The organism is Rhizobium ecuadorense (assembly GCF_001187535.1).
GTDB lineage: Bacteria > Pseudomonadota > Alphaproteobacteria > Rhizobiales > Rhizobiaceae > Rhizobium > Rhizobium ecuadorense.
This window is the reverse complement of sequence record NZ_LFIO01001177.1, coordinates 1-221: the sequence shown is the minus strand read 5'-3', so window position 1 is coordinate 221 and position 221 is coordinate 1. Positions and strand designations below refer to the sequence as shown.

General features: G+C 63.8%; 1 protein-coding gene. It reads right to left on the bottom strand.

What is annotated here, in order from left to right:
- Positions 1–221, bottom strand: a 221-nt coding sequence (locus AF337_RS25385; RefSeq protein ID WP_152971179.1) for an MFS transporter, incomplete at both ends; no start/stop codon positions are given.

Here is a 221-nt window from a genome sequence, read left to right as displayed (position 1 = left end):
GGATCAGTAAGGGAAGGTCGCCTGCGAAGGCGCAGGCTGCGGAAGCCGCGGTGAACAGCGCGACGCCGATCAGGAAGACCCGCCGCGCGCCGTAGATTTCACCCAGCGCACCACATGGAAGAATGGCAACAAGCACGGCCAGCTGATAGGCCGAGACGACCCATACGGTGTTACCCGCCTCCGCGTGCAGTGAGACCGCGATCGAGGGTAAGGCGACATTG